The sequence below is a fragment of the Burkholderia sp. AU44665 genome, assembly GCF_030504405.1.
In the GTDB taxonomy this organism is placed as follows: domain Bacteria; phylum Pseudomonadota; class Gammaproteobacteria; order Burkholderiales; family Burkholderiaceae; genus Burkholderia; species Burkholderia semiarida.
The window spans coordinates 101,670-124,363 of sequence record NZ_JAUJRI010000008.1 but is presented as its reverse complement, the minus strand read 5'-3'; the positions used below and the strand labels follow the sequence as shown (position 1 = coordinate 124,363).

Sequence of the window (22,694 nt, the reverse complement as noted above, 5' to 3'; positions counted from 1 at the left end):
ATTCGATGTGCGCAATACCCGTCGTTTGCACGGCGATGCGTTTACGCAACGACCGCTAGGCGGCGACCGGACGATGCGCTATGCGCGTTCGCATATCGATTTCGCAAAACGTTGGTAGGACCGTGCAGGGCGCAACGGTAGAGTCTGGCATCCGGCCGCGGGCCAGCATGCCTCGTGAGCGGCAGGGCGCTCGGCATGCGCGCTTGCCGATTGGGCCGACCAACGACAAAGGAGCCGTTTGACATGAGTCGCGATGTACTGTTTCTGCTGGAACCGGGCTTTGCCGATCCGAAGTATCCGGGCCAGCGCTTCGTCTGTCCGCATGGACTGCCGATCGAGGGGCTGCTGGCGAGCGCGCCCGATCTCGCGGCGCGCCTCGACGTGAAGCGCGTCGGCTTCGAGCGGCCGCGGCCTGCGGTGATCGACGCGCTCGACGACGCGCACCAGGGTCTGCCGGTGCTCGTGCTGGGCCGCGACCGGCCCGCGCCGGACGATGCGCAGACGCTCGGCGACGTGCGCTTCGTCACCGACGCGCGCCGCATCCTCGAACTGCTGGCCGAGCGCCACGGCTTTCCGGCGCTGCATTGACGCGGCGGTTTCGCTTTCCATCCTATTCCATCCGATCGACAGGAGCATCCGATGTCGTCAATGTCGGCGGTACGTCGCCGCCTGCTGCTTGCCGGCGCCGCAGTCGCGGCGCATCCATTGGCCGCGTTCGCCGCGCCGGCCGCCGACGCCGATCTGGCCGGCACGACGTTGCGCGTCGCGACCTACAAGGGCGGCTGGCGCGCGCTGCTGCAGGCAGCCGGGCTCGGCGACACGCCCTACCGGATCGACTGGCGCGAGCTGAACAACGGCGTGCTGCATATCGAGGCGCTCAACGCGGACGCGCTCGATATCGGTTCGGGTAGTGAAATTCCCGCCGTGTTCGCCGCGCGCCAGAAAGCCAATGTGAGATTCATCTCGCGTGTGCGCGAAGACCTGAACAACCAGGTCACGCTCGCGCGCAAGGACACGCCGATTCGTGGCATCGCCGATCTGAAGGGCAAGCGCGTCGGCTACGTGCGCGCGACGACCTCGCACTATTTCCTGTATCGACAACTGGCCGAAGCCGGCCTGAGCTTCGACGATATCCAGCCGATCAACCTGTCTCCGACCGACGGGTTGTCCGCGTACGATCGCGGCGACATCGACGCGTGGGCGATCTATGGCTACAACGGCCAGCTCGCGCGCAATCGCTACGGCGCCCGCGTGCTGAAAACGGGGAAGGGCTATCTGTCGGGCAATTTTCCGGTGTACGCGAATCCGCGCACGCTCGACGACGCGCGCCGCCGCGCGGCAACGGGCGATCTGCTGCTGCGGTTCCGGCGTGCGTATGCGTGGGCGAACGGGCATTTCCGCGACTACGCCATCGCGCAGAATCGCGAGACGCGCGTGCCGGTTGCCGACCTCGTCACGATGTTCGACCAGCGCAGCGAGGACTACGCGCTGCTGCCGGTGACGCCCGACGTGGTCGCCCAGCACCAGCAGGTCGCGGACGTGTTTGCCCGCATCGGCGTGCTGGACGGGCTGGCCCATGTCGCGCCGTTGTGGGACACGTCGTTCAATCCGCTGGTCGCGGCGGGGTGATGCGAAACCCGCGGCGCCACCGGCCGCCTGTGCGTACAGGCGGCCGGTTGGCACGTTCCCGTCATTCACTCGAGCGCCGCGTGACGATGACCGAATCGCTTTCCTCCGAAGCAAGGCCCGCCACGCGCCGTCCGGCGATCGACGCGTTCACCCGCACGCCGTCAGTTCACCCCGACCGCGCTCCACGCGCGCGCGACCGTCGCGCTTTCGGCCGAGTTCACGCCGTACAGGTCATTCGCCGCCTGGATCGACGCACGCCGCGCGTTCGGGTAGCTCGAGTTGGCGTTCAGGTACACGGTCAGCGTCCGGTACCAGATCTTGCCGGCCTTGTCGCGGCCCAACCCGCTGAAGATCGTGTCGCCGTTGCAGACCAGTTGTGTCCTCGACAGGCCGGTGTCGGTGGACGGCACCGTCGGCCCTTCCGACAGCAGGTAGAAGAAGCGGTTGCCGACACCCGACGTGAAATGCGGATCGTGGCGAGGATTCGACCACGAGAAGCCGCCGGACGGGTAGCAACTGTACGACCGGCCGTCGAGATCCTGCTTGTACATCTTCCGCAGGCCGCCGCTCACCACGCGCGCCCCGATCACGTAGTTGCCGGGATCGTTCGGATTGTTCGCGTAGAACTTCACGAGCGTGCCGAAGATGTCGGACGTCGCCTCGTTCAGGCCGCCCGCGTCGCCCGAATAGTTCAGGTTGGCGGTGGCCTCGGTCACGCCGTGGCTCATTTCGTGCCCGGCAACGTCGACCGACACCACGGGTTTCGGCAGGCGCGTGCCCGGCTCGCCGTCGCCGTATGCCATCACGCGCGACGACAGCCATGCCGCGTTCGCGCCGGTCGTGCCGCTGCCGGTATTGAACACCACGTGGGCGTAGCTTTTCACGCCGCGGCCGTCGTTGAAGATGCCGTTGCGGTTGTGCGTGGTCTTGTAGTAGTCCCAAGTCAACGCGAGCCCGTAGTCGATGTCTGCCGCGACGGTCTGCCGGTCGGTGGTCGTATTGTTGCCCCACACGTTCGTGCTGCTCGTGAAGATCGGCAGGTCGGTCGCCTGTTCGACTTCGTCCGAGCTGAGCCCGCGGCCATCGTAGACGGAACCGCCGCCGCGGCCCGGGTCGAGCATCCGGTACGCGTTCGTGCCGGTCTGGTCCGTCGTGAGCGTCAGGTTGCCGTAGTACAGCGAGCGCCCGGTGCCGGTCGCGGCGGCGGTCTTGATCAGGTCCTGTGCGTCGAGCACGGTGCCGGTGCGCGCATCGACGTAGTACAGCACGGCGTCGCCGTGCGTGTCGGTCGCCTTGCCGTAGACGCGTACCGCATAGGCCAGCGTCGGCGTGACGTCGCGTGCGAACACGACGAGTTCCGGGTCGTCGACGCGGCGCACGTCCGAGTTGAAGCGCGCGGCCGCGATGTGCCTGGCCCGCGTCGCGCCTACGTCGGGTGCGTTGCGCACCGCGGCGCGGTTCCCGACCTTGCCGATCGTGCCGGCGAGATTGATCGGTGCGAGCTGCGTCACGCTCGCCTGCTTCAGTTGCCCGTTGCTCGAATGGACGACCACGTCGCCGCCTATCACGGGCAGGCCCGCATGGAAGCGATCGAAGCGCACGTGCTCGGTGCCGTCGGGATCGACGATCACGTCACGTACCTGGAACTGATCGCCATCGGTCGGTGCGGTTGCTTGCGGCCCCGCGAACTTCAACGTGCGTGCCGTGCCGCCGGTAGCCACACTGAAGGCGGCCGGGTTCTGCTGGATCAGTTGCAGCGCCTTGTCGACCGCGGCCGGCGGGTCGCCGGCCTGGGCAAAAGCGCTGAGACTCGCGATGGTAATCGCGGTGATGGGTAGCAGTCGAGACAGTTTCTTCATGTAATTCCCCAGGTTATGAATGGGTTTGTTCGAGGAATGCATCAAGTGATGACTTTTAAACAAGACATGTCGCGAACAGCAGGGGGATGCTAGGAGGTCGTTTTTATAATTACAAGATATTTTCTTTATTATTGATTTTTCATTTCGCTGCCGTTAATCAAGTCGGTATTTGGTGAGGAATTTTAAATGATTATGTCGGGTGCGGCGGGAATATCGGAGGCGGCCCACTGCGGTGGATAACGTCGAAACTTTGTGATATTCGGGCGAGGCAGGTGTGATCAGATGAAGTACCCGGAACCCCGCGCTGGTGGCGTTTGCGCGGTTGGCCGTCGGTGCATCAAAAACGACCTATTTAGAGAGAGGCCGGCGGGGAGGGGACTGCGATTTCCGGGCCCGGGGTCGGAGGCTCGTGCACCTGCCCCGGCCCCTAACCCGGCCCGGCCGGCCGACGTCCGCCCCCTGCCGGGCTTGCGGCCTCACAGGAATGCCCGAGACCGCCCCAACGGCCGGCGGCGCCAGCGGCCTGCTATCGCGTCGCCGGGAAGCAGGCCGAGATAGCCCATTTTGCTATCATTCACCCGTTTGGTGATATCAATTTCTGATATCGCCCACCCATGAAAACCAAACGCGCTCGCACGCTGACCGAGATCTATACGAAGCCAACCTTCGGCGGCATCGTGTGCGCGGATATCGAAGCTTTGGTTGTCGCGCTGGGCGGCAGCATTCACGCAAGCGCCGGGTCGCGCATCGCCTTCAAGCTGAACGGGGGGCGCCGATACCTGCATCGCCCGCATCCACGAGGCAAAGCGCTATCAGGTGGAAGATGCGCGCGACTGGTTCAACGAATAACGGATAAAGCCATGACAAACGCAATGACGTACAAGGGCTATTACGCTCGCGTCGATTTCGACGGCCGCGACAATATTTTTGTCGGGCACGTGCTCGGCGTCGACGACAAGATCAGTTTTCACGGTGAGACGGTCGCCGAGCTGACGCAGGATTTTCATGCGGCCGTCGACCACTATCTCGAAGAATGCGCACGCATGGGGCGATCGCCGCAAAAGCCTGCGTCTGGAAAGCTGATGCTGCGACTCAATCCTGAGACACACGCGGCCGTCGGTGTCGCGGCGGCCGTTGCAGGCGAGAGCGTGAATCAATGGTCGGAAGAGGTATTGGGGCGCGCCGCGCGCGAAGTGCTCGAACGTGCTGCACACGTCTGATAGAGGTTGGAAATATGACCCAAGATGTTCAATCGCGATGGCTGACTTGGCCGAAACGGGGGCTATACACGCTGACTAATGCTGGCCTCTTTGTCGCCGGAGCCGCGAACCTCTACGTTGGCACTCTCTCCGCTATCGAGACTAACGTCGCTGGTGCGGCGACGTCCCGCACTGCTGGCTTAGTATTGCTGTTTGCAGCAACGATCGATCGTTCCGAATCATTGAAGGGACTAGGTGTCGAGGCAAAAACCCGTCAGCTAGATGAAAAAATCAACGAAGCCGATGATGCTCGTGACAGACTTCGTGAGCTAACCGAATTGACCGGAGCGGCCATCGCTAATATTGGCATCAAGATGGGGCGTTGGGATTCGGTCCTCCCTCCACAAGAAGCATATCAAATCGCGCAGGGCGTTTGCGGCAAACACTGATGCGCATGGCCAGGCTCCTCGCCATCAAGACGCTCGATGACCTTTGCTACTGCCGACTTCGTTCTGCAAGCGAACACCATTTCCCGGGCGGGCCGGCGCATTCCTGCATACTGAGTGGTTGCCGATGGCGCCGGCCGCTGGGGGCGAGGAACGGGCACGTACTCGTTACAAAGATCGTTTGGCCCCACTGGGAGTTGGGTCGACGAGGAAAGCGTTCGCGATCGGTGCCTGCGAACGAGCGATATTGAGCGCAGGGCTGGCAATCGGTAAACAATCGTTAAACGGTCACGACGAACGAACGTGCTCTGCTGCGACGCCGACAAGTTTCGAGTGCGTGCCCACCGTTTTTGCTCGCTTGGCGATGGGCAACCGGACCTCCCGAAGCCCAGAGGGCTGTCACGAGGGCCATAGTGGCGACCCGCGCTTCATAAAATTGGCGGTCCTCATGGCTTGCGTATTTCGAGCATTCTGATTTGTTCGCCCCCGACTCGATAAATTCGAGATAAGCGTGCGCGGCGCCCGGTTAGAATCGCCGCGTCTACCTATGAGCACGGTACCGATTGACAGATCGGTGTGACCGTCTGAAAAGCGTATGGCCATCGAACCCGAGGATCTTCTACCGCATTTTGAGCGTGAGTTGGGTCTGCTGCGCCGCTCGACGCGCGCATTTGCCGAGCTTTACCCCAAAATCGCAGCTCGCCTTGCAATGTCCGGTGAGCACTCGGATGATCCACATGTCGAACGGCTGCTGCAATCGTTCGCGTTGATGTGCGCTCGGCACGACATCCGACTCGAAGATGAGGTGCCGGAGTTTACTCACGCGTTGATTGACTCAATCCACGGAGCGTTCCTGCGGCCGTTTCCGTCTTGTGCAATGGCCCAATTCCACGTGGATCGAGCCAGCAAGCAAGCCGAGCCGTGGCTTGTTCCACGCGGCACGCAACTGGTGGCGCCGAATAGCCGTCAGGTGTTCCGCACCGCCGCCGACGTCACGTTGGTGCCGTTGACGGTCTCCGGTGTACGTTACGCGACGTCGACCGTCGCGCCGATGCAAACCACACTGCCGCCCGACACGACGGGGATTTTGTCTTTCACCCTTGAGCTCACATCGCCGTCAACCCAGTTCTCGGATGCTCCGGACATGCTGCGGCTGCACTTGGCGGGGGAGAGGGAGGTGGTGGCCGCGCTCGCCGACGGCGTGCTGTTGCACGCCACGCGTGCCTTTGTTGAATTGGACGGCAACGGGCGCTGGCGTCGGATGGACATGCCGCTGACGGCCGCAGGTTTCGACGATGCCGACGCGCTGCTTCCGCCCCCTCGCGACAACACGATTGCTCCGTTTCATCTGCTGATGGAGTACGGCGCGTTTCCCGCTCGATTTGACAACCTCGATCTGAATTTGGCGCGGTTGAAACGGTTGGCGGTTGGCGCGCGCCGGATCACTTTGCATTTGGCCCTTGCCGGCATCCATCCGGACTCACGTCGCGCTCGACGGTTGGGCGCGGCGTCGACCGACAATCTCCGGCTTTTTTGCACACCAGTAGTCAACTTGTTCTCGAGCAATGCGGAGCCGATCGAAACGAAGGCCGGGCAAGCGTACTATCCGCTGAAACCGTTTTCGCTCAAGACCGCAGCCACGAGCGAGGTGTGGTCAGTTGATCAGGTTCGCATAGCGACCGCCCGGGGCACCGCGATTTTGCCGCCTTTCGAATCTCTGCAGCACGCGTTTGACGCAGCGCCAGGCCTGTATTGGGTTGTTTTGCGCGACGAAGCCCGGCGCGCGCCGAGGCAGCCGTCCGAGCCCGCCAAGCCGGGACAGGAAGCGCTGCGCGGACAGGCAACTGGAGCGCGCGCAGACGGGTTGCGTGGCTTGGAACTCGCACTTGTGAATGCTCGCGGCGAGCCCGTTGATCCGGCCGCTCAGCGCCAACTCGACATCGTGCTGTCTTGCACAAATGGCAACCTGGCGGACATACGCGAACGCCAGTTGGCCGTGCGTGACGGGGACTCCGGCGACGAAATCGAGCTATTGGCGCAGCCCAGCGCAAGTCCCGCGCCGATGCTTCGCCGCGGCGAGCTGTGGGAATTGCTGTCGTGGCTGGTTCCGCAGGCAGTGCGGCTGAACGCCGAAGGCCTCAATGAATTCAAGCAGCTGTGCACCCGCTTCGGCAAGTTTGCCCCCGACGCCGGGCGGCGTTTCGACGCGCTCGTATCCCTGTCGACTGAGCGGGTGCGGCGCTGGTTGCCGGGCAAGCCGGCTTCAGCGTTTGTCCAAGGATTGGAGATCCGGCTCGTGATCGACGAGCAGCGTTTCGTCCAGTTCAGTCTCGCCGGATTGGGACGCGTAATGGATCGACTATTTTCCCCGTACGCTCCTGTCACCAGCTTCGTGCAAATCGTCTTGGTCTCGGCGGAGACCGGTGCGGTATTGCGACGCGGCGAACCCTGCGCCGGCACCCAACCACTTATTTGATTGGCGGGTGGAAAGGGTATCAGCAGGGAAATTGCAAAGGAATTTCAGGTATCTTTCGCTGGCAAACGTTTTGTCCTACAGTAGCGAGGCCTCAAGTTGGCGATCAAATTGGGGACAGAACCTGAGACGAAAATAAAGGGAATTCAAATGAGTTTCGCCCCGAATGGCGGTATTCCGGCTGGTTCCGGCGGGAATCTATTCGGCTCGCTGAGTGCGCTCGGCGGCCTTGCCGGGCCGGTTGCGTCCACGGTAGCAGGCCAGATTGGCCCGCTCGCCGGCGTCGCAAGTCATATCGACACCGTGCAACGCGCCGTCCAGCTCGCGCAGACCGGTTTCTCGCTGATGAACAAGACGCCGGCCGCGATTGCGGACGCGCTCAACAATGCGGCCGGTGGCGTTGCTCGACTGACTCAGCTAAATCGATACGTGACCATCGACTCGCCGCTCGGTCCGGACGTGCTGCTGGTCAGCACCGCGGTTATCGACGAACACGTCAATCGATTGCCGGAGATCCACCTGGATTTGCTGTCACACCAGCATGATCTGGTGCCCGATCAATTGATCGGGCAACCGATCAAGATCCGATTCGACCAGAGCGCACGGCAATCCACGCTTGAGCGCATCGTGTCGTCAGGCGGGGCCGACAGCATCCGTTACTTCGACGGCTACGTCACGTCGTTCGATCGGGCGGGCAACCCGGGCAAGGTGACGCAATATCAAATGACGGTGGCGCCGTGGTTCTGGTTTCTGACGCGCTCGACCGACTGCCGGATTTTCCAGAACAAGACCGCGCAGGATATCCTCACCGAGATTTTCCAGGATCACGGGTTCACCGATTTCGAATTCGACATCCGGACTGCGCAAAAGCCGCTCGAATATATCGTGATGTATCAGGAGTCGTATTACAACTTCTGCGCGCGGCTGATGGAGCAGGAAGGCCTGATCTGGACGCACCGCTACGAAAAGGAAAAGCACTTCCTTGTCATTGGCGATACGAATTTCGTTTTCCGTCCGATCGACGGGCTGGCCAATTTGCCGTATGCCGCCACTGCGGCGAGTGAAGACAACGGCATCGACCAGTTGCATGAAGGTCGGCGCTTCGGCGTCGGCAAGATCGCCTTTCGTGACTTCAATCACCAGAACCCGTCGTCGCCGCTGATGCTGGTGCAGGCCGAGCCGGAGAATCTCCGGCATGCGGGGCTCGAGACAACGGAGCGTTTCGAACACCAGTCGTTGTTCGATCACGGCGATGACGGCGACCGTTACGCTCGCATTGCGATGCAAGCAGAAGAAGCAAGCGCGCATCGGTATACGGGCAGCGGCTATGCGTGGCGGATGACCACTGCAGGCAGCGTGACGGTGATGAACCATCCAGTCATGGCCAACAATCAGGAATACGCCATCCTGCATGTTCGTCACGAGGCCGTGAACGATTACACGGAACACAACGCAAAGCTGCCGTACCGCAATACATTTTCTCTGCTCCCGAAGAAGTTTCCGTATCGTTCACCCAGAAATACGCCCAAGCCCGTCATTCACGGCACGCAGTCGGCAATCGTGGTCGGCCCAAAGGGCGAAGAAATTCACACGAACGGCAGTGCCGTGAAGGTGCACTTCCTGTGGGATCGCCGCGGCAAGTCGGACGGCTCGGATTCGATGTGGATCCGCGTGTCCCAACCGTGGGCGGGCGACGGGTGGGGGGCGGCCGCCATCCCACGGATCAATCAGGAGGTCTTGGTCGCGTTTAATCAAGGGGACCCCGACAATCCGGTCATTGTGGGCCGCGTCTACAACGGCCAGCAGGGTAACCCTTATCACGGTGCTGCCGGACAGACGATGGGGATCAAGAGCCAGACCCACAAGGGCGCAGGCTCAAACGAATTGCGATTCTCCGACGTGAACGGCGCGCAAGAAGTCTTTCTGCACGCGCAGAAGGATATGAACACGGTCATCAAGGATTCGGAAACGCACACGGTCGAAGCCGGCGGCCGGACGGTGTCGCTGCTCAAGGGCAGCGAGACGAAGCAGATCGCGCAGGGCGGATTGAAGGAAACCATCGCGCTGACGCGCGACACCACGGCGAACGTGATCAATACGAAGGCCATCGCGAGCAAGGCCGGGCCCGGCATGCAAAGCCACCAGGCGAGCGACGGCATCGAGCATCGTGTCGGCGATGGCGTCGTGACGATGACGCCGGACAGCATCAAGCTGACCTTCGGTCCGTCAACGATCGTCATCAACGCGAACGGCATCTATCTCGACGGGCCTGTCATCCATCTGAATCGCGGCAGTGCGCAATCCGCGGAACAGGCGCTCGCGCTTGAGTGGGCAGCAGAGCAGGCGACGATCGCGAAGGGGCTGGCGAGCCCCGATCCGGCGACGCGCGCGGCGGCGGCCAAGCTGGCGAGCTCGCTGAAGGCGCAGCAACTGGCGAAGCTTGCAGATCACGTGTATCACCCGAACGATCCGCCGCCGACCGGGTGGAAGATGGCGACCAACGATCCGGAAGCGTTGAAGGCTTTCGGGCTCAAGCCGAGCGATTTCGAGAAAAGCGGTAGCAACTTCGGGTCGCAGATGTATATCCCGGATCCGAATGTCTTCGGCGACAGCATGAAGCCGACGATCGCGTTCAAGGGTACCCAGCAGCTCTTCGGCGAAGACATGAGCAACAACATGGCGCAAGGGCTCGGCGCCGATGCGCCGTACTACCGCAATGCGGTCACGATCGGCAAGAACATCGAGACCACGGGCGCGTCGGCCGGCGTCGATTTCACCGGGCATTCGCTCGGCGGTGGCCTGGCGTCCGCTGCAGCCGAGGCCAGCGGCGGTTCGGCTGTGACCTTCAATGCTGCAGGCCTCAATCCGGAGACGGTCGCGCAATACGGCGGAACAGCCCAGCCGGCCAACATCACGGCCTATCGCGTCGACGGCGATATCCTGACCGGCCTGCAGGAAGGCCGACTCGGGCCGATCAGCGACGGTACGGCGGCACTGATGCCCAAGGCTGTCGGTAGCCCCGTCACGCTCGATGGTGAGAGCGTGACCACGGTCGGCCGTCACCTGATGGGTGACGTGACGAACGGGATCAACCAGCAGGTCGCGAAGGATCAGCTCGACCTGCTCTCCCAACTGAATTCATCTCACTGATGCGATACAAGAAAGCGATAACCGCCGGCGCGATTGCCGCACTCGTTGGAGTGTCCTCGCCGCTGTGGTGGCCCACTCAAGCCCAAGGGACGAACATGACTGGCTTCAAGCGTTACGCACCGGAAGATTTCTTTTCGGGGCAGCAACTCACGTTGGCTCAGGCCATTCATGACGGCGATCTCACCCGCGTTCAGCAGCTCGCGCCCAAGACCGATCTGAATGCGCCGGGCGCGAAGAATACGACGCTGCTGTCGTATGCAGTTCAGGAAATCGTTCCGGTCAAGAACGACGCGTCTAATCCGCGCTACCAGATCATTTCGGTGCTCGTGAAGAACGGCGCAGATCCCAAGGCGCCGGTCGGTGCCAGCGGCGGATCGGTAGTCGACGTCGCATTGCGGGCCGATACGCCCAACCTCCTGCGCGTGTTGTTGAACAGCGGGCTCGATCCCAACTGGCAATACAACGGCGACACGCCGATGATTTTTGCAGTTGCAGAGAACCGGCTGCTGCCCCAGCTGAAGCTGCTGGTTGAGCACAAGGCGAACGTGAATGCTCGTGATTCGCTCGGAAAGACGGCACTCTTCGAGGCGACGATGATTCAGCAGTGGGATGTCGTCGATTACCTGCTCGCGCACGGCGCGGATCCGAAGATTGCCAGCCAGCTCGGCGTGTCGTACGGATGGGTGCTGCAGAACGAGTTGAAGAACCATACGTCTGCGGACTCGCCGGCGCGTACGCGTATCGAAGAGATTCGTCGCAAGATCGTTACGGCCGGCGCGCCCTGGCCGCCGCTCGATCCGAAGGCGCAACGCTCAGCGATGCGCGCACGCGGCGAGAAGGTCGTGACACCTGCCGGCCAGACAGATTGAACGCATGCGCGACCGTTGAAGTGTCGTGCAATGGATTCGGGAGATGACGAACGTTCTTGATTCGACGCCGCGTGTCAGGCGAGAGGTGGTCCTCGGCGTATCCGGGGCGCTGTACGCTCTCTCGCTGACGATGCCGGCGATGCATTTCGAGAAAGAAGCGTCGCTCAGCGGGCTGTCGGTTCTCGCTCAGGGCTGGTGGGGACTGTTCATGCTCAATCCGGCATGGCTCGCCAATCCGCTCTACGTCGTTGCGGCTGTCCAGCTCGCCCGGAGCCGATATAACCGCGCGAGTCAGCTTTCGGCCGCTGGGCTCGCGTGTGCGCTCTGTTCATTGTTCACGACAAAGTGGTACTTCAACGAAGCAGACGCGACGCCGATATCCGGCTACGGCGTCGCGTTTTACGTGTGGCTCGTCGCGCATATCGTATTGCTCGCGGGCAGTTTGCGCTTGCGCCGGGAAAGCATCGTCGCGTTGCAGGGAAAATGAGCGTCGGCGCGTGTGCGCGCCGATTTCGACCTATTCGAACAACTACACATCACGAGAGAACTAGCATGACGGATTCCGAAAACCGTATCCGGATTCACGAAGGCAGCATCGTTCTGCCGGACGGTTTCGAGGATCGCACGACGAACCTCTTCGTGCCGGCCGATACGGCTGCGCAACCGAACCTCAGTGTCGCACGCGACTGGCTCAAGGACGGAGAGACCCTTGCGCCGTATATCGATCGGCAGATCGCGCTGCTCAAATCGAGGTTGCAGGGACACCGGGTGCTTTCGCGTCAGGCTGAACGGCTTGGGCCTGAAACCGATGGAATGCCTGGGGAGCGCATCGACGCTGCCTATCGGAACGGTCCCAAGACCGTTTTTCAACGGCAAGGCGCATTCATCGTTGCCCCAGGACGCGTGCTGATCTTTACCGCGTCGAGCGCGAAGAGCTTCGGCGAAGCGCTCGACGCATTGTGGCGCAACTGGCTCGACGGTTACCGCCCGGCAGAACAAGAGTCGGCATAACAACAGCAAAGGACAATCATCGTGTACGAAGCCGCACGAGTCACTGACCCGATCGATCACACCAGCGCGCTCGCGGGCTTTCTGGTCGGCGCCGTGCTGGGCATTGCCCTGATCGCCGCGGTTGCCTTCGCCACATTCACATGCGGATTCGGCGTGGCGTTGCTGGCCGGCATGATGGCCGGTATCGGAGCGCAGGCTCTCCTATCAATAGGGGAGTCGATCGGGAAGATGTTCAGCTCGCAATCCGGCAACATCATTACAGGTTCGCCGGACGTCTACGTCAACTCGCTCTCGGCGGCCTATGCGACGCTGAGCGGCGTGGCTTGCAGCAAGCACAATCCCATTCCGCTTGTCGCGCAAGGATCGACGAACATCTTCATCAACGGGCGGCCAGCGGCGCGGAAGGACGACAAGATCAAGTGCGGCGCGACGATCTCCGGCGGTTCGCCCGACACCTTCTTTCACGGCGGCACGCAGACTTACCTGCCGGTCGACGACGAAGTGCCGCCTTGGCTGCGAACAACGACGGAATGGGCGTTCGTGCTGGCGGGGCTGGTCGGCGGCTTAGGTGGGTTGTTGAAGCAGGCTGGTGGGCTGTCGCGCGCGGTCCTTCCTTGCGCTGCGAAGTTCATCGGCGGGTACGTGCTCGGTGAGGCGTTCGGGCGGTACGTTGCCGGGCCCGCGATCAACAAGGCGCTCGGCGGGATGTTCGGCAACCCAGTCGACATCACGACCGGAAGAAAGATCCTGTTGGCCGAATCGGAAACAGACTTCGTGATCCCGAGCCCGATGCCGGTTGCGATCAAGCGGTTTTATTCGAGCAGCATCGACTATGCGGGGACGCTCGGGCGCGGCTGGGTCGCCCCGTGGGAGCTTCGTTTGCACGCTCGCGACGGACGCCTTTGGTACACCGACGCGCAAGGGCGCGAGAGCGGATTTCCGTTGCTGCGTGCCGGGCAAGCCGCGTTCAGCGAGGCCGAGCAACGGTATCTGACCTGTACGCCCGACGGCCGCTACATCCTGCATGACATTGGCGAGACGTATTACGACTTCGGCCGATATGAGCCGGACTCCGGCCGCATTGCTTGGGTGCGCCGCATCGAGGATCAGGCGGGACAGTGGTGCCAGTTCGAGCGCGATAGCCGCGGCCGCGTCACCGAGATTCTGACGTGCGGCGGATTGAATGCCGTGCTCGATTACGAGCAGGAACACGGACGGCTTAGCGCGGTCACGCTCGTTCATGGCAATGAGCGCCGGCTGGCCGTCGCTTACGGATACGATGAGAACGGCCAACTGGCGTCGGTGACGGACGCAAATGGGGCGGTCGTGCGGCGGTTCGCATATACCAACGGCCTGATGGCGAGCCACGTCAACGCACTGGGTTTCACGTCGAGTTACGTCTGGTCGACGATCGAAGGGCAGCCGCGGGTTGTCGCGACAAGCACCAGTGAAGGTGAGGACTGGTCGTTCGAATACGACGTAGACGGCCGGCAGACGCGCGTCCGGCACGCCGATGGTCGCACCGCGCACTGGCGCTTCGACGCACAGTTTCAGATTGTCGAGTACACCGATCTCGACGGCGGCTTTTACAAAATCAAATACAACGACGCCGGCATGCCCGTGATGCTGATGCTACCGGGTGAGCGCACGGCCGAGTTCGAGTACGACGACGCAGGCCGGATCGTTGCCGAGACTGATCCGCTTGGCCGCACGACACGCACTCGTTACGACGGCAACAGCATGCGGCCCGTGGAGATTGTCGGGCCTGACGGTGGTGCCTGGCGTGCAGAATATGATCCGCAGGGGCGACTTCTGTTGAGTCAGGATCCGCTTGGCCGCGAAAACCGTTACGAGTATCCGAAAGGGCTGACCTCGCTCCCGCTTGCACACATTGATGCACTGGGGGGACGTAAGACTCTTGAGTGGAACAGGCTCGGCGAGCTCGTCGCGCGTACTGACTGTTCCGGCAAAGCGACGCGAACCACTTTTGATCCGTTCGGTCTGCCGGTTATGCGTGAGAACGCGCTTGGCCAGCGCATCACGTACGATGTGCGTCCGACCGGCGAGCCGCTGCGTATCACCTATCCCGACGGAAGTTCGGAGGCCTTCGAATACGATGCAGCCGGGCTTGTGGTTCGGCATGTTGGGCTCGGCGGAAGGGTCCGACAGTCGCTGCGCAATGCGCGTGGCCAGGTTGTCGAGATAAGCGATCCAGCAGGGCGCTGGACCCGTTATCGGTACGATGCCGAGGGGCGCCTTCGAGAGCTACTCCGGGACCGCGCACGCTATGCGTTCACGTACAGTGCCGGCGGCCGACTCTTGACCGAGACGCGACCCGACGGCGTGCAACGGCGGTTCGGGTATGGGGACGCTGGCGAATTGCTCACGCTTGATATCGTAGGGGCGCCGGTCAATGGCGCTATTGCAAATCGCCCGATTCGCACCATTCGCTTTGAGCGCGACCGGATGGGCAATCTGAAGGTTCAGCATACGCCGACCGAGGTAACCCGCTTTGAGCGCGACAAAGGCGACCGGACGGTGAAGGTTGAGCGTACGCCAACGCCAGCCGGTATTGCGCTTGGCATCACTCCGGACGTCGTGAGCTTCGAATACGACAAAGCCGGTCGCCTTATGGCCGAGCACGGCGTGAACGGCACAGTCGAATATGTGCTCGATAAGCTCGACAACGTGACAACGCTCGCGATGCCGAACGACCAGACCTTGCAGATCCTGCGGTATGGTTCAGGCCACGTTCACCAGATCCGTTGTGGCGATCAGGTGGTGAGTGACTTCGAGCGTGACGATTTACATCGTGAGGTAATGCGCACACAGGGGCGGTTGACTCAGCGTTCTGCATACGATCCGCTTGGTCGGAAAGTCTGGCAGTCGGCAGGATTCCAACCCGAAGCGCTGGGTCGTGGGCGCGGGCACTTGTGGCGGAATTACGGGTACGACGCCGCTGGCGAGCTCATCGAGATGAGCGACGGCCTCCGTGGCAGTACGCAGTACAACTACGATCCTGCCGGCCAGCTCACCCAGCGGGTGAACACGATGGATCGGCAGGTCGAAGAATTTGCGTGGGACGGCGCCGGCAACCTGCTTGACGATGCGCAGCGCAGCAGCCGGGGCTACGTCGAGGGCAATCGTCTGCTCATGTGGCAAGATCTCCGTTTCGAGTACGATCCGTTTGGCAATCTGACGACGAAGCTGCGCGGAGCGAACCAGACGCAGCGGTTCGCCTACGACGGGCAGAACCGACTTATCGCGGTACGAACGGACGACGCGCGTGGCACGGTCGAATCTCGGTTCGAATACGACCCGATCGGGAGGCGGATTGCGAAGACGGATACCAGTTACGACCTGCGTGGCGTAAAACTGCGCAGCGAGACGAAGCGGTTCGTATGGGAGGGGCTACGGCTCGCACAAGAGGTGCGCGAGACTGGCGTGAGCAGCTACATTTACAGTCCAGATGCGCCGTACTCTCCAGTGGCACGCGTTGATGCGGTTATCGCGAACGCACTGGCGGTGGCAGCGATCGACACGGCGAAGCGGGCGTCGCGGATATACCACTTCCATACGGATCTGGTGGGTGCCCCATTGGAAGTTACAGACGAAGCTGGAGAGCTAGCGTGGGCGGGGCAATATACAGCGTGGGGCAAGGTCAAGCCGAACAGTCGAGAACTGACTTCGGCACGCACGGATCAGCCGCTCCGCTATGCCGGACAATATGCCGATGAAAACACGGGCCTTCATTACAATACTTTCAGGTTCTACGACCCCGATGTAGGCCGATTCATTAACCACGATCCGATCGGGCTGCTGGGTGGCGACAATTTGTATGCGTATGCCCCCAATCCGACAGGATGGATCGATCCGTGGGGCTGGTTTGGGGAGAAGCCGTTGAACTCTCCGGATGTAACGAAATGGCTCGAAAAAGGTGGTACCGTTCACGTCGAGGTGGAGTCGGGGACGTGGGTATATACCAACGCAAAAGGTACGGTTGTCCGTTATCCAAATGGTTATCCTGATTTCAAGCCGTATGAGGTCAGATCTGTAGACGTTGAGGGGCTGAAAGGAAATCATAGTAGGGCGCCAACAGGGGACTTTGGATTGGCAGATGCGAAGGCAGGAAGCCCTGCCGACTACACGAAAAATACTTGGCACCACCACGAGAACATGGTAACGATGCAGGAAATTCCGAAGGATATTCACAGTGAGTTCACCCATAGGGGTGGTGTCTCTAATTTGAAGAATCAACCATCGTGTTAAGGAGGTAAAGTGCCAGTCCTGTATGGAGCAAAACCTGCACAGCCGCTCCTCGCCAAATTGGAGTCGGAACTCGGATTCGTTCTTCCGACGGATTACAAGGATTTTCTGAAGAAGTGGAACGGAATATTCATTGGTGGCGCCGACTATCTCGATTTCGATTTTCCTGGTGTCGATAATGGAATGATTTCGTTTGCATCGCTTTTTGGAATCGGAGCGAGTAACGAAAATTTTGATTTAATCGAACAAAACGAACGCGTCAGAGATGAGATCGATTTTCTAAGCGATTTTTTTGTGATTGGAGATGATCCGGGGGGCAATTACTACGCGCTGGCACGATTTGATAACGTCCAAAAGGTTCTGTATTGGGATAGAACGCATCTGCATGCGGGTGACATAGCGAAGCCGGATATTGCAGAGGTATCGGAATGTGGCAACCTCTACAATGTAGCCGATGGATTCTCAGCATTTCTGGATATGATTGTCGCCGGAACAAAACAAATGCAGTTCGTCGCAGTCGACGACTGGCCAGGCTAAAATCTGGATGTCACTATCGCTGGAGTCTCGCCCTATGGCGGTATTTTCAATGATTAAAGGTTGAGGGCGATGAACGACGATTTTGAACACGTGCGAACGGTATTGCGATCGTTCATGCTGGAAATGAACCATTGGGAAAAGGATTTTTACAAGAAAAAACATAGTGCTCTGGAAAGTGGTGGCGATGTTTCTGAAATTGATGGTCGCGCACGGAAAGATCTTTCGGCTATTTTAGAGAAATTGGCGTTCCAAGAAAAACAAATCAAGGTCGCTTGATTGACTTGGGTTGTTCGGATCCGCCGACGTACGATCCTGAAACGGATGTCGAAGATAGCGCGGAATCCACCGACGGAGAGGTGGTTTTCATCATCCGTCAGACATTGGGAATGTTGACGATATCCCGATTCACGATGAAGGAAAAGGCGGGTAAGTGGATGGTGAAGAAAAAAGAGTTCCTTAATTTTAAGGATAAATGGCAGCGTTCAGTTCTCTAACACGGTCGCTCGACCTGTTGGCTTGGAGTGATTGACTTGTGAGAGTCATTAGTCGGGGCCTGTCGGTTTCCAGTCCCATATGCGCGAGTAGGCCGACGAAAGGAATTTAGCGGAGCAGCAACGTTGTCACTCGATCAGTTGAAGCGAATGCGAGAGGCACTTCGTCCATACGGACTGAAGTTGCTGGAATCAGAATGGAAAGGTTGGCACGCGCAATATCGATTTCGATGTCGCAAGGGACACGAATCCAGCCGATGCGGCTCCTACCTGTTCTACACGATGGTCCAGTGCCCGGCATGTCGCGTTGATGGGGTACTTCGTCAGATCCATCAACTCGCGCGGCAGGCCGGCGGCCGCTGTCTTTCGGAGCAGTATGCGGGCCGCGGCACACCACTCCAGTTTGTATGTAGGGCAGGGCACGTTTTCGAGAAGACCGCCGAGAATCTGCGAAAGGGCTCTTGGTGCGTGCTCTGCGCGAGGGCGCAACATTCGAAACGCATGGCCGATCCGGACGGGATGACGCGCATGCGAGGGGCTGCAAACGCGAGAGGCGGCAAGTGTTTGTCGACCGGCTACACGAAACTGACAGAGCGCTATCGTTTCCGGTGTGCTGCAGGACATGAATGGGAGACTTCCGGTAGTGAGATCGTGCGGGGCGCCTGGTGCCGCATTTGCGCGGACCGAGAGAAGGTACACGCATATCGTCACAAGGACGGCCTGGCAAGGTTGCGTGAACGAGCGAGGAGCCATGGTGGAGTCTGTCTCTCGAAGGTCTACGAGGGCAGCAAGGCCTACTATAGGTTCCGATGTGGTGCAGACCACGAGTGGGAGACGCAAGGCGCGAGAATCTTTCGTGGCGCTTGGTGCCCGGAGTGTCAGCGGGAGGCAATGCGCTTTGGGATCGAGCGCATGCGCCTGTGGGCGAGGGAACTCGGCGGGCGGTGCTTGTCCGAAACATACCGAAACGCGGCGACGCGCCTGAAATGGGAGTGCGAACACGGGCATCGCTGGGAGGCCGCTCCTGGGGCTGTTGTTCGCGGGCATTGGTGCCCAGTGTGCAGCCGCGACGGGTCCAGGCTCGGGCTCGAGCTGATGAAAAGCATTGCGCTTGAGCGCGGTGGGAAGTGTGTCTCAGCGACCTATGTGAATAGCGCAACCAGACTTGAGTGGGAATGTGCCCGAGGACATCGATGGCTCGCCACACCGAATACGATTCGACGTGGCCACTGGTGTGCTCGGTGTTATTTCATCAGTATCACGACAACCGAAAGGACTCGCCGCAAGCGGCGACATGAAGCGGTCGGGAGGTGAGCTATTCAACCAGATGTGCGGCGCGCCGGCGCGTTTCAGCTCAGTGAGGACGTCTTTGGCGAGCAATGACGCGATAGGATATGGGCCGTTGCTCAATCGCTCATGACGTCCTGTTTTGTTATGCTCTGGTGTGATCGTATGGAATCAGAGACGAACGATGCTCATTCGAGAACAAGGGCGCCTCATCAAGTTGCTTCGGGCCGAGCCTCCGAAGCGGCCTTCCATCAGGGCGCGGGCGCGCGAATGCGTCATCGGTACGTTTCGTGTCGATGAACCTGTCCCGACTGGGCTGCTTGACACTCTGTCCCGCGACGAGCGCAAGCTGCTCGATCGATGGCTTAAAGCATATCGGGAAAGCAAGGCGCGCGATCAAGTGCGCCCCGTGCTGGCCGGCGCACCCGAACAGCTCGAGAGGCTCGTTGGTGCGCTCGAAGTGGCGGCCGACACTTTGTCGGGGTAATCGTCCTTTTCGTGCAAAATCTGTATTAGCCGGGACTCGATCTGACAGGTAGTCGGACCGACAGGGCATGAGCCATCAATGGGGGGATGAGTTTCTCCTTAGCGAGATCGAGCGAATCGAGGAAAGTGCGCATATGGTTTTGTGCAGCCGTTCGACGATCCCGTTGGTTTGCGGCGACTTGGCCTTTGTCCGGGTATGGTCGATGTCCTCCAAGGCCAGATACAGCTCGTATATCGAAGTTAGGATTTAATTTTACATAATGCTGTCCGCCGTGACCCCATTTTCTTGTGCAGGTGCGGGTTGCGCAGGGGTAGGCGTCACTAATTTTGTGACAGCGGCGTCTGCCTCGTTAGGCGTCGTCGAATAGATCGCCAGTCCAAGGGTCACGGTCGCGGCTACCCCGGCCGCGCGCAGGTTTCCCAGGGCTCGTGCCCATACCGAAGCGTTCTTCTCGTCGAGTTGCTGCTCGACCTGCGCGAGCGTTTCGAAGGGCGGGAGTTCCGCCATCTCGGCAAGCATCATGATTTGGCTGGCGTTGGGCTTTTCTCGTCCGGATCGCCAGTTGGATAGGTTGGACTGGTGGAACCCGAAACGCTGCGCGATCACACCCAGCGATCCCTGTTTGCGCTTCGCTGCGTCCAGAAGTTCGGCAATCGTCATATCAAATCCCCTTGACTTTTTTGGTTATCACCAAAATAATCCACTCATGTGTTTGGCTTTTACCAAAAAGTTTTGGTGATAGCCCATAAGCGCGCAGTCTAGCAGTTTCGGCGGAAAGGTAAACCGCCGGGTTTCGTTGGTCGAGCCGTGCGGCCATCGCCTCGGAGCACGGCTGTTTTTGGACGGGCTTGGTCAGCCGTCCGTCCTTTTTATACGGGGTAGAAGAATGACAAGCGAGCATGACCGTCTGAGTTACGCCCTAGCAAACCAAGTGCCGGCGATGGGCCGGGGTTTCAGGATCAGCACGAGCTACGGCGACATTGAAATCGGCGCGGACGATGCGGACAAGGTTGCCGCCGTCGTTCGAATGGTGTTGGAGCGTCAGTTGCGTTCGTTGACTCGAGCCCGGGTTCAGCAAGGGGGCGAATGATGCCGCGCTTCGAAGTCCATGCCTATACGCCGCACGCGCATGCCCGCGTTGCGACGATCGAAGTCCGCGCTCGTGATGGCGAGAGCGCGCGTCAGAAAGCCCGTGCCGAGTTGTGTCGGCAGGGCCGTCAACCGAATTTCCTAACGCTCGTGCCCGTTGAAGTCGGTGCGACGTTCAATCCCTTCCGAGTGTGAGCCGTGGCGAAGAGCCCGACCGATTACGTCACGCCTGATCTGTTCGACGGTCGTACGTCGATGCCGCCGCGTCGGATGCCGATGGACGTGCGGCGTCGCAATGTGCGGACGGTCCCGGTGGAGGTCGCGGATGAGATTTGCGGCTGGTGCGGTGTTGACCGTGTTGGTGGTTGTGGTGCCTGTAGTGATCTGAGAGTCGTTGAGCGCTGAGAGCGTATTTTGTCGCCCGACATGGGCTTATTTCGTGTGATTAGTGATCCTAATGGAGAAAGATATGAACAAGCAAAAGCTGTCCATTCTGCAAGTCATCAAGCGCGACGGCGTGTCCCAGAAAACGGGGCGGCCGTGGGCGATTCATTCGGCGCAATGCGTTCTGGAGCAGGACGTCGATGGTCAAAAGCAATTGCTCGTTGGCACGATCAACTTGCCGGATCACCTCAAGGCCGTGGAGCCGGGTGAGTACTTGGCTGACTTTGGGTTCTTCCAGTCGATGGAGGGCCGGCTTGAGCCGCGTATCACGTCGCTGGTGCCGTTCGGCATGCCTGTTGCGAAACCCAAGCCGGCTGCGGGCGTGGGAGCGACGGCGTAAGGCCGTGGTGGCTCGATGCGGCTGCTCGGCGTGCACATGGGTGTACCTATGGCGCGCTCGGTTGCTTGACGCGCTGTCGGCAGGCGATCACGGGTTGGCGGCGTCGAGCCTTGCGATGCTCGGCGGGCTGTGTGGAGTGTGGTGAATGGAGAGTCTTCCGATAGATGCGTTGGACCGGATCGCATTGCAGTTGGCGTTGCTGAACGTACTTCTGTGTGTGTATCTCGTCTGCAAGGGTGTCGGGTACGCGTCGGCGGTCATCGGCCGGCGCGATCCGCCGAAGAAGTTGAATCGTTCGAAGCTGGCCCAATCGAACGGTTCCTAATCGGTGGGCTGAATCAGGGAGAAAGCAATGTTTCAAATCAAGAAAGTGATGGCTGGTTCGAAGCGTGCGGCTGTCGGCGTGGTGGCTGCGGTCGCTTCGGTGGGCGCGTTTGCGCAGTCGAGCGGTGGCACGACGGGTTCGTCGTTCGACGTTACGCCGATCGTCAACTCGATCAACTCGGTCGTGCCTGCCGTGGTTTCCGTTGGTGGCGCGGTGTTGGGCGTCGTCGCGGTGGCATGGGGTATCAAGATGGTGCGCTCGTTCGTCGGTCGCTGATCGGGGGCGGGTGGTGTTGGGGCGGCGTTCTGGTGTCCGGGGCGTCGCCCTTTTTGTTGGCGAGGGCGTGAGCATGGGCGGATCGATGAGGGCGGGTTTCGGTGTGCGGCGGTGGTATGCGGGTGCGTGGCGCGTGCTGGCCGTGCTCGTCGTTGCTCTCGTCGCTTCGGGCGCACGCGGTCAATCCTCGGCGCTGGCGGCAAACATTGTTGTCTGCGGTCCGCAAGGCTTGGCGGGTGTCACGTATGTGAGTGCGGCAGGTCAGTCGGTGTCGTGCGGTACGGATGCGAACGGTAATGCACTGGTTCTGCAGATGAGTACGCAATTGATCGCCTTGAACGCGAACGATACGACCGATGACGGTGGCGTTGTGGTCGGTTCGGCGATAGGCGCTGCGGTCCTTGGCGTGCTGGCGGTGGCGTACGGGTTTCGCGTGGTGCGTAATTGGATCAATTCATCGTCCGAGGGGTAAGCGATGCATATCGGCTTCTGGTTCGAAGTGGCGCTCATCGTTGG

The 22,694-nt window shown here is 60.6% G+C and carries 20 protein-coding genes; 18 read left to right on the top strand and 2 right to left on the bottom strand.

Annotation, left to right across the window (positions count from 1 at the left end; all coding sequences use genetic code 11):
* Positions 1–243 precede the first annotated feature (243 nt).
* The gene (locus tag QZM15_RS18510) at positions 244–588 is read left to right on the top strand and encodes a DUF3088 domain-containing protein (protein ID WP_124657440.1); all 345 of its coding nucleotides are present in this window, start codon (positions 244–246) and stop codon (positions 586–588) included.
* Positions 589–639: 51 nt separating this feature from the next.
* Positions 640–1,629, top strand: coding sequence for an ABC transporter substrate-binding protein (locus QZM15_RS18505; RefSeq protein ID WP_302106986.1), 990 nt, complete (start codon positions 640–642; stop codon positions 1,627–1,629).
* 161 nt (positions 1,630–1,790) lie between these two features.
* On the opposite strand, the gene QZM15_RS18500 is transcribed toward QZM15_RS18505, so the two are convergent.
* Positions 1,791–3,488, bottom strand: a complete 1,698-nt coding sequence (locus QZM15_RS18500; protein WP_302106985.1) for a M4 family metallopeptidase — start codon at positions 3,486–3,488, stop codon at positions 1,791–1,793.
* Positions 3,489–4,348: 860 nt separating this feature from the next.
* On the opposite strand from QZM15_RS18500, the gene QZM15_RS34010 reads away from it, so the two are divergent.
* The 12 genes from QZM15_RS34010 to QZM15_RS18445 all read left to right on the top strand — a co-directional run bounded on the left by QZM15_RS34010 (position 4,349) and on the right by QZM15_RS18445 (position 19,704).
* The gene (locus tag QZM15_RS34010; RefSeq protein WP_367034189.1) at positions 4,349–4,708 is read left to right on the top strand and encodes a type II toxin-antitoxin system HicB family antitoxin; all 360 of its coding nucleotides are present in this window, start codon (positions 4,349–4,351) and stop codon (positions 4,706–4,708) included.
* A gap of 14 nt (positions 4,709–4,722) precedes the next feature.
* Positions 4,723–5,136: a hypothetical protein gene (locus QZM15_RS18490; RefSeq protein WP_302106983.1), complete on the top strand. Its 414-nt coding sequence runs from the start codon at positions 4,723–4,725 to the stop codon at positions 5,134–5,136.
* A 592-nt stretch (positions 5,137–5,728) separates the two neighbouring features.
* A complete protein-coding gene (gene tssF, locus QZM15_RS18485) occupies positions 5,729–7,609 on the top strand; it encodes a type VI secretion system baseplate subunit TssF (protein WP_302106982.1) in 1,881 nt (626 codons plus the stop codon).
* A 147-nt stretch (positions 7,610–7,756) separates the two neighbouring features.
* Entirely contained in the window at positions 7,757–10,756 is a 3,000-nt protein-coding gene (locus tag QZM15_RS18480; RefSeq protein WP_302106981.1) for a type VI secretion system Vgr family protein, read from the top strand.
* Positions 10,756–11,625, top strand: coding sequence for an ankyrin repeat domain-containing protein (locus tag QZM15_RS18475; protein WP_085538565.1), 870 nt, complete (start codon positions 10,756–10,758; stop codon positions 11,623–11,625). Before QZM15_RS18480 ends, QZM15_RS18475 begins: the two co-directional genes overlap by 1 nt.
* A gap of 43 nt (positions 11,626–11,668) precedes the next feature.
* On the top strand, positions 11,669–12,112 hold the full coding sequence (locus QZM15_RS18470; protein ID WP_226224316.1) for a hypothetical protein: 444 nt from the start codon (positions 11,669–11,671) through the stop codon (positions 12,110–12,112).
* A 65-nt stretch (positions 12,113–12,177) separates the two neighbouring features.
* On the top strand, positions 12,178–12,636 hold the full coding sequence (locus QZM15_RS18465) for a DUF1795 domain-containing protein (RefSeq protein ID WP_226224315.1): 459 nt from the start codon (positions 12,178–12,180) through the stop codon (positions 12,634–12,636).
* 21 nt (positions 12,637–12,657) lie between these two features.
* Positions 12,658–16,905 (top strand): RHS repeat-associated core domain-containing protein, encoded by a 4,248-nt coding sequence (locus QZM15_RS18460; protein ID WP_302106980.1) that lies wholly within the window; start codon positions 12,658–12,660, stop codon positions 16,903–16,905.
* 9 nt (positions 16,906–16,914) lie between these two features.
* Positions 16,915–17,439, top strand: a complete 525-nt coding sequence (locus QZM15_RS18455; protein WP_302106979.1) for an SMI1/KNR4 family protein — start codon at positions 16,915–16,917, stop codon at positions 17,437–17,439.
* 69 nt (positions 17,440–17,508) lie between these two features.
* Positions 17,509–17,715 (top strand): hypothetical protein, encoded by a 207-nt coding sequence (locus tag QZM15_RS18450; RefSeq protein WP_302106978.1) that lies wholly within the window; start codon positions 17,509–17,511, stop codon positions 17,713–17,715.
* Positions 17,712–17,933: an NTF2 fold immunity protein gene (locus QZM15_RS34005; protein ID WP_367033879.1), complete on the top strand. Its 222-nt coding sequence runs from the start codon at positions 17,712–17,714 to the stop codon at positions 17,931–17,933. The genes QZM15_RS18450 and QZM15_RS34005 overlap by 4 nt, the downstream gene beginning before the upstream one ends.
* A gap of 1,468 nt (positions 17,934–19,401) precedes the next feature.
* On the top strand, positions 19,402–19,704 hold the full coding sequence (locus tag QZM15_RS18445) for a hypothetical protein (protein ID WP_302106977.1): 303 nt from the start codon (positions 19,402–19,404) through the stop codon (positions 19,702–19,704).
* A 252-nt stretch (positions 19,705–19,956) separates the two neighbouring features.
* Here the strand turns inward: QZM15_RS18445 and QZM15_RS18440 are convergent, their stop codons facing one another.
* A complete protein-coding gene (locus QZM15_RS18440; RefSeq protein ID WP_059608831.1) occupies positions 19,957–20,364 on the bottom strand; it encodes a hypothetical protein in 408 nt (135 codons plus the stop codon).
* An 898-nt stretch (positions 20,365–21,262) separates the two neighbouring features.
* Here QZM15_RS18440 and QZM15_RS18435 point away from each other — a divergent pair.
* The 4 genes from QZM15_RS18435 to QZM15_RS18420 all read left to right on the top strand — a co-directional run bounded on the left by QZM15_RS18435 (position 21,263) and on the right by QZM15_RS18420 (position 22,650).
* Positions 21,263–21,577, top strand: a complete 315-nt coding sequence (locus QZM15_RS18435) for a hypothetical protein (RefSeq protein WP_059608890.1) — start codon at positions 21,263–21,265, stop codon at positions 21,575–21,577.
* 145 nt (positions 21,578–21,722) lie between these two features.
* Positions 21,723–21,902, top strand: a complete 180-nt coding sequence (locus tag QZM15_RS18430; protein ID WP_059608833.1) for a hypothetical protein — start codon at positions 21,723–21,725, stop codon at positions 21,900–21,902.
* A 27-nt stretch (positions 21,903–21,929) separates the two neighbouring features.
* On the top strand, positions 21,930–22,178 hold the full coding sequence (locus tag QZM15_RS18425) for a major capsid protein (RefSeq protein WP_230955184.1): 249 nt from the start codon (positions 21,930–21,932) through the stop codon (positions 22,176–22,178).
* Between the two features lie 133 nt (positions 22,179–22,311).
* On the top strand, positions 22,312–22,650 hold the full coding sequence (locus tag QZM15_RS18420; RefSeq protein ID WP_302106976.1) for a hypothetical protein: 339 nt from the start codon (positions 22,312–22,314) through the stop codon (positions 22,648–22,650).
* The last annotated feature ends 44 nt before the right edge of the window (positions 22,651–22,694 follow it).